At 67.8% G+C, this 6,779-nt stretch carries 5 protein-coding genes and 1 pseudogene; 4 read left to right on the forward strand and 2 right to left on the reverse strand.

Features of this window, described 5'->3' with window-relative positions:
• A partial coding sequence (locus WA805_RS19210) for a DUF4389 domain-containing protein (protein WP_425243020.1) occupies positions 1-674 on the reverse strand: 674 nt, incomplete at its 3' end.
• A gap of 141 nt (positions 675-815) precedes the next feature.
• Positions 816-1,580, reverse strand: coding sequence for a TetR/AcrR family transcriptional regulator (locus WA805_RS19215; RefSeq protein ID WP_425243021.1), 765 nt, complete (start codon positions 1,578-1,580; stop codon positions 816-818).
• Between the two features lie 138 nt (positions 1,581-1,718).
• Between WA805_RS19215 and WA805_RS19220 the strand changes: the two genes are divergently transcribed.
• From WA805_RS19220 to WA805_RS19235, 4 genes and pseudogenes are all read left to right on the forward strand, one after another.
• A complete protein-coding gene (locus WA805_RS19220; RefSeq protein WP_424562596.1) occupies positions 1,719-3,875 on the forward strand; it encodes an MMPL family transporter in 2,157 nt (718 codons plus the stop codon).
• Positions 3,876-4,022: 147 nt separating this feature from the next.
• Positions 4,023-4,328, forward strand: a complete 306-nt coding sequence (locus WA805_RS19225) for a rhodanese-like domain-containing protein (protein ID WP_422277424.1) — start codon at positions 4,023-4,025, stop codon at positions 4,326-4,328.
• A gap of 48 nt (positions 4,329-4,376) precedes the next feature.
• Positions 4,377-5,366 carry a carbohydrate kinase family protein gene (locus WA805_RS19230; RefSeq protein ID WP_422277422.1) on the forward strand — a complete coding sequence of 330 codons (990 nt, stop codon included), beginning with the start codon at positions 4,377-4,379 and terminating at the stop codon, positions 5,364-5,366.
• Between the two features lie 15 nt (positions 5,367-5,381).
• Positions 5,382-6,779 (forward strand): annotated as a pseudogene (locus tag WA805_RS19235) (glycoside hydrolase family 65 protein); the annotation flags it as partial.

The following is a 6,779-nucleotide window of genomic DNA, read 5'->3' on the forward strand; positions in this document are numbered from 1 at the left end:
CCGGCGGCCGCGGGCGGCATGCCCGGCGCGTCGCCGAAGAGCCCCCAGGGATATGCCGGGGTCAGCATCCAGTAGTAGCAGTAGAACCGGATCTGGTACCTGAGCAGCGCGGTGAGCGCCTGGTGTAGCGGCCGTGGCAGGTGGCCGTTGACGAGGGCGATCAGCCACGCGACGAAAAGCACGAGCGAGCTGGCGCCTTCAGTGGCCACGGCGGAGACGATTATCCCGGGAATGGCCAGAATGAACCGGAAGAACACCGCGGCCCTGGTGAGCCGCTGGCGCTCGGGTATCGCGAGGCGCACCGGGTACTCGGGCACATCGTCGAGCGTGAACGGCGGGTACACGTCGGTCAGCAAGTAGAGGTACGCCTGGTACCGCAGGACCCACCGCATGAACCCGGACAGGTAGTTCACCGCGAACTCGGGCAGCCGGCCGGTGAACAACGCGCCCCACCAGCCGAGGAACGCGACCACGAGCGCGGCGATCCCGAGGAAGAAGAGCAGGAACATGTGGGGGACGACCAAGATCAGCCGGAACGCCACCGTCGCCCTGCGCTGCCCGGTCGGCTCCGCGGCTGCGACCTGCACCGGGTCCGGCCCGGTCAGCTGGAGTTGCGCCCCGGGCGCCCCGGCCGTGCCTGCCGGGTATGCGGGATACGACGGATAACCGCTCATCATGGTCCCCTGGTTACTGGTTATGTTCGGCTGGCCCCCCCGAGCGCAGACCACGCGAGCTTAGTAAGAAGCGAACCGCGCTGACATCGGCGTTAGATAAAAGTTGTACATCGATGTTGATATCTGCGCACCGGCCGCGGCTCAGGCCGCATGAAGCGGGTACTCAAGCCCGACCAGGCCAGCCAGGTCGCCGAGTGTCAGCTCGAACATCGGAGCCGGGTCGTCGAGCGCGAACCCGAGATGACCGAAGACCTCCATCGATAGCGCGCCGTAGAGCAGCGTCCAGCACCGGAGGAAGACCAGGATCGCGCCGTCAGGGGCATTGGTGCCCAGCTTCTCGCCGAACCGCCCGAGCTGCCGGCGCAATACGGGATCGATGTCCGCGTCGGCGGGCACCGGGAAGCGGGTGGCGTTCCAGAGCTCAAGGAACAGCACGTAGAAGGTCCCGGCGAACTCCAGCGCGCACTGTTCGGCGATGTCGAACCGCCCGTCGTCCAGTCCGGGCACCGGCACGCCAAACAGCAACGCGAACTCGTCCTTGTGGTTCAGCGCCCAGCGGCGGAACTCACGGCAGGCGGCGATCAGCTTCATCGCGAGGTGCGCCCGGCGGCTGGATTCGCTGGCGAACCCCGACGCCGGCTTCGGGTCGGCTGCCTCGATGGCCCCGCGAATGTCCCCGGCCAGCTCGCGGAACATGGACGCGACTACGTGCCGTAGCAGCTCCTCGCGGCTGCTGTAGTACCGGTACAGGCCGGGCGCCGTCATCCCCATCTCGCGAGCGATCGCGCGCAGCGACGCGGCATCGGGCCCCTGCTCGACCAGCAGCCGGCGCGCGGTGGTGGTGATCTCCTCCATCGTCGCCGCGCGCATCCGGTCCCGGCGGGTCAGACCGGGTGTCTCTGTCACGAATAGACCTCCCGACTCAGTTGTACAGCCTCATGGCCATGGCAAGGAAGATCCTTCGCGAACCCCCTTGACGAGAGTAAACGCTGTATAGCACAGTTATCCCTGTACGCAGTTTACAGCGTTTACTCAGGGGACGTGATGTTCGAGGCATGGGGACGCGGCCTGTACCGGGCCCGGCGTTTGACGCTCGTCCTCGCGGCTGCCTTCGCGGTGGCCGCCGGCGTCTGGGGCACGGGCGTCTTCAGCAAGCTGACGTCAGGCAACACGTTCACGCCGCCGAGCAGCGAGAGCAACAGGGAGAGCGCGCTCGCGACCAGCGTGTTCGGGCGGGACGAGGCGGACGTCGTGGTGCTGTACCACAGCGCCGCGATGACGGTGGCCGACCCCGCTTACCGGCGGGCCGTCACGGCCGAGCTCGGCACCCTGCCGGCTGCGGACGTGCTGCACACCACCACGTACTGGTCGAGCGGGCAGGCCAGCCTCGCCTCGACCGACCGCCACTCTACTTACGCCGTGCTGCAGCTCGCGGGCGCGGACGATGCCGCCCGGCAGGACACCTACAAAGCCATCAAGAATGACCTGGCTAGCGGGCCGGGGGACGGGATCACCGCCAAGGTGGGCGGCACCGTGCCCACCGAGGTCGCCATCGACAGCGCGGTCACCGGCAGCATCGCCCGCGCCGAGGGCATCTCGCTGCCCGTCTTGCTGATCCTGCTTGTGCTGATCTTCGGCAGCGTCGTGGCCGCCGCCCTTCCTGTCGCGATCGGGGGCTTGGCGATCCTCGGCTCCTTCACCGTGCTGCGGCTGCTCACCCTCACCACCACGGTCGCCATCTACTCGGTGAACATCACCACGATCATGGGCCTTGGCCTGGGCATCGACTACGGCCTGTTCATGGTGACGCGATTCCGGGAGGAACTGCGCCGTCAGCCGACGGTCGAGGCCGCCGTGGCCCGCACCGTCGCCACCGCGGGCCGCACCATCCTCGTCTCCGGCGTCACGGTCGCGCTGGCGCTGACCAGCCTCATGCTGTTCCCCGAGGTCTTCCTCCGCTCGATGGGCTACGGCGGCGTGGCGACCGTCGCGGTGGTCGTCATCGCCGCGGTCACCGTGCTGCCAGCGCTGCTCGCGGTGCTCGGCCACCGGGTCAACGCGCTGCGCGTCCGCAAGAGCGTCGGGGCCGTGCCGAAGGAAGACGGCGGGGCCTGGTACCGCCTCGCGCACAGCGTGATGCGCCGCCCGGTCGTCTTCGCCAGCGTGATCGTGGTCGTGCTGCTCGCGCTCGGCGCGCCGTTCCTGAAGATCTCCTGGGGCGGCACCGACTCGACGGTGCTGCCGGCGAGCTCCACCGTCCGGCAGGTGTCGGACACGCTGGCCAGCGAGTTCCCGGCCAACTCGACGACGCCGGCCGAGGCCGTCGTCAGCAACGTCACCAGCGGCGACGCGCTAACCGGCTACGTCAGCAAGATCGACGCGATCCCTGGCGTCACCGGCACCCAGGTCACCGGCGAGCGGGATGGCACGGTACGGCTCGACGTCGGCTTCCGCCCGCAGTACTTCTCGCCGCAGGCCCGGCAGATCGTCACCGGGATCCGGGCCCTCGCGCCCCCGCCGCACGCCACCGTCCTCGTCGGCGGGGCGACCGCGGGGCTCGTCGACGAGCTGGGCAGCCTCGGGTCCACCCTGCCCTGGATGGCGCTGCTCACCGCGGTGGCGACGTTCGTGCTGCTCTTCCTCGCCTTCGGCTCGGTGGTGCTGCCGCTGAAGGCGATCGTGATGAACATCTTGTCGCTGTCAGCGACGTTCGGCGTGATCGTGTGGGTCTTCCAATGGGGGCACCTGTCCGGGCTGCTCCAGTTCACGCCGGGCAGCATCGACCCGACGATGCCGATACTGCTGCTCGCGATCGTGTTCGGCCTGTCGATGGACTACGAGGTGTTCCTGCTTTCGCGCATCAGGGAGCGGTACGACGAGACCGGCGACAATCCGGTCGCGGTGGCCAGCGGCCTGCAGCGCACCGGCGGCCTGATCACGAGCCTCGCGCTGCTGCTGATCATCGTCGTCGGGCTGTTCTCCGCCTCTAGCATCACGTTCCTGAAGCTGCTCGGCGTCGGCATGATCGTCGCGCTCATCGTCGACGCCGCCGTGGTCCGGGTGCTGCTCGTCCCCGCCACCATGCGGCTGCTCGGCCGCGCGAACTGGTGGGCGCCGCGGCCGCTGCGCCGCTTGTACGCCCGCTACGGGATCAGGGAAGCGGCGGGAGCGGAGTCGCAACCGTACGTTCGGGCTACTTAACGGACCCATCGGTCACGGTGCAGCCAAATGCGCGACGCGCGGACGTTGCTCCCGCTAGATCCTCTAGTGTTAGCGCAGCAATACTCGCCCCCTCAGCCGCAGAGGAGAACGATCGTGTTCGAGTCCGACGATGACCAGCCCGCGGTGATGTCGGCGAACCTGCCGGCCGGAATCTACCTGCTCGACGTCAGGGAAGACGACGAGTGGGCGGCCGGGCACGCGCCGGACGCCATCCACGTCCGGCTCAGCGAGCTGTCCGTGCGCACGGAGGAAATCCCGCGCGACCGCGAGGTGTTCGTGATCTGCCGTTCCGGTGCGCGCTCGGCCTATGCGGCGCAGGCGCTGGCCGGTGCCGGGTGGCAGACGGTCAACGTGTCCGACGGCATGACCGGCTGGGCCGTCGCCGGCCGCCCGATGATCAGCGAGACCGGCGCAGAACCGTACGTGGCGTAATCCCTCCCCGCCGTTACCCCTGGCCTTTGGGTCACTACACTGAGCTAGGTGAGAAGCGCGACGGGCCGGAAGGTCGGGGTGCTAGGGCCGATCCCTCGCGACGTGGTCGTGACCCCTGCCGGTGAGCGATTCGAGAAGTACGGATGCGTCATCTACACGGCGGCTGCCCTCTCGTCTCTGCTGGATGCCGGCGACACGATCGTCCCGGTATCACACGTCCGCCAGCGGGACGAGGCTCCTCTCAAGCAGATCCTGGGATCGTTCCCGAACATCGACACCTCCGGTATAACGTCGGCTGCCGACCAGGGAGACGTCGTCGAGCTGCATTACGTCGACCAGAATCGTCGCGTCGAGCGGCAGGCGAGCTTCATGGCCCCGATCCTGCCGGACGATGTCGGCAAGGTGCTCGATGCGGACATCATCGTCTGTGTCCCGATCACGGACTACCAGGTAGGGCAGCCGACGCTGCGTCACATCAAAGAGCACAGCGATGCGACCGTGGTGCTAGATGCCCACGGCCCGACGATGACGCTGGCCCGGGGTGGCGAGCGCTATCCAAGGGCGTGGGCTGACCTGGACGTATGGCTTCCGTACATCGACATCCTGAAGATGAACCACGAGGAAGCGGGGTCGGCGTGGCTCGGCAAGTCGGTGCAGGTGGCGGCCGATCCGCCGAAGCCGAGCGATGAAGAACTGCGCGATCTCGCACAGTATTGCCTGGACCGCGGTGTCGCCGCGGTATGCGTGACCCTCGACGAACGTGGCTGCGTAGCGTTCTACCGGGATCGTTCGGGCCGCGTTGCCGAGGAGTTCGTCGACCGGATCGAGGTGAAGCACGTCGTCGACACGACCGGTGCCGGCGATTCGTTCGCCGGCGGACTGGCCTACGGCTACCTCGCCTATCGGGATTACGTCGTAGCTTGCCAGTACGGGAATGCGATGGGCGCTCAGCGTTGTACCGGCACGGAACTGAACGTTTACCTGCCGCGAGAGGAAACGGAGCGGCAGATCCGCGAAGCGTACGGTCCCCGCACGTAGGACCCGGAGGGTGCAGTGGACGGATTCTTGCTCACCTATGACGGCTTCGATCCCAGGACCGAGGGATTGCGTGAGGCGCTGACCTCAACAGGAAACGGCTACCTGTGCACGCGCGGCGCCGCGGAGTGGGAGGACGCCGACGGCGTGCACTATCCAGGCACGTACGCGCACGGCGGCTACAACCGCGAGACGACGATGATGGGCGGCCTGCCTGTCCTCAACGAGGACCTGGTCAACCTGCCGAACTGGCTGGTCCTCCAGGTGCGGGTCGAAGGCGAGGATGCGATCAGGTTCGACGATGTCGAGTTGCTCGGTTACCGCCACGAATACGACATCCGGCACGCGACCGTCCTCCGGCGCCTCCGCTTTCGTGATCACGCCGGCCGGGAGACGACGCTGACAAGCCGCCGGTTCGTCAGCATGGCTGACGCGCACCACGCCGGGATCGAGTGGACCCTCGTCCCGGAAAACTGGTCAGGGCACGTCGAGGTCATCTCGGCGCTTGACTCCCGGGTGACCAACAGCGGCGTGCCCCGCTACCGGCAGCTCGAGGGCCGCCACCTGAACCCCGTTTCCCCGCGGACATTCGGGCCCGAGGTCATCGCGCTGAAGGCCGAGACCCGGCAGTCCAATATCTACATCAGCCAGGCGACGCGCACGCGCGTGTTTCAGGGCGGCGAACAGCTGCCGGCGACCCGGACGCTTTACCAGATGGAGGACTACATCCAGCAGGTCCTGGCCTTCGACGTGCGCCAGGGTGAGGCGACGCGGGTCGAGAAGATGGTCGCCTTCTATACGTCACGGGACCCGGCGGTCAGCGACACGCTGGTACGGGCCGCCAGATCCGCGGCGCGCCACAGCGACTTCGCCGGGGCGTCCGAGCGCCATGGCGCGGCGTGGGAGGAACTATGGCGCACGTGCGACGTAGGCGCGTCGGGGAACGAGCAGGTCCAGTTGCTGCTCCGGCTGCACATCGCGCACCTTCTCCAGGTCTGCTCGCCGCATACCGCCGATCTCGACGCCGGGATGCCCGCGCGCGGGCTGAACGGCGAGGCCTACCGCGGGCACGTGTTCTGGGACGAGATCTACGCGTTCCCGTTCTTCAACGTCCGGCTGCCCGAGGTCACGCGAGGGCTGCTGATGTATCGCTACCGCCGGATCGGGGAGGCCCGGGCGGCCGCCAGGGAGGCCGGGTTCCGGGGTGCGATGTTTCCGTGGCAGAGCGGGAGCGAAGGCGTCGAGGAGACCCAGCGCGTGCACCTCAACCCGCTGTCGGGCCGCTGGGAGCCCGATCTCAGCCGCAACCAGCGGCACGTCAACGCCGCGAACTTCTTCAACCTATCGAACTACTTCCAGGCGACCAGCGACTACGCGTTCCTCGAAAGCTACGGCGCGGAGATGATGCTGGACATC

Source organism: Trebonia sp., assembly GCF_049794275.1.
Classification (GTDB): domain Bacteria; phylum Actinomycetota; class Actinomycetes; order Streptosporangiales; family Streptosporangiaceae; genus Trebonia.

Bases quoted from the DNA above. Each gene is read 5' to 3' on its own strand.
- WA805_RS19220 (WP_424562596.1), top strand. From the start codon at position 1,719: ATGTTCGAGGCATGGGGACGCGGCCTGTACCGGGCCCGGCGTTTGACG.
- WA805_RS19225 (WP_422277424.1), top strand. From the start codon at position 4,023: ATGTCGGCGAACCTGCCGGCCGGAATCTACCTGCTCGACGTCAGGGAA.